The sequence below is a fragment of the Campylobacter sp. 2018MI10 genome (genome assembly GCF_018501175.1).
Lineage (GTDB): Bacteria > Campylobacterota > Campylobacteria > Campylobacterales > Campylobacteraceae > Campylobacter_E.
The window spans coordinates 1-281 of sequence record NZ_JAHCZD010000154.1 but is presented as its reverse complement, the minus strand read 5'-3'; the positions used below and the strand labels follow the sequence as shown (position 1 = coordinate 281).

At 34.9% G+C, this 281-nt stretch carries 2 rRNA genes; both read right to left on the bottom strand.

The features are described 5' to 3' along the window. A 5S ribosomal RNA gene (gene rrf, locus KJR01_RS10115) occupies positions 1-66 on the bottom strand; the annotation flags it as partial. Between the two features lie 116 nt (positions 67-182). Continuing rightward, positions 183-281, bottom strand: a 23S ribosomal RNA gene (locus KJR01_RS10110); the annotation flags it as partial.

Genomic DNA, 281 nt, shown 5'->3' with positions numbered 1-281 from the left:
CACAATGTGCTTAGCTTCTTGGTTCGGGATGGGACAAGGCGTTACCACATTTGTATAATCACGGACATTGTTATTTAAATCTATTAGTATTTAATAAACTTAAATAACAATGTTAAAAGCAAGTAATTTAAACTCTTAAACTTACTAAAGTAATAAACCTTAGCAAGGAAGTAATGCTTATTTAAAGTAAGCGGACGGTCTATTAGTATTGGTCAGCTAAATGGCTTTCACCACTTACACACCCAACCTATCAAGCAGCTAGTCTTGCTGCGACCTTAAGA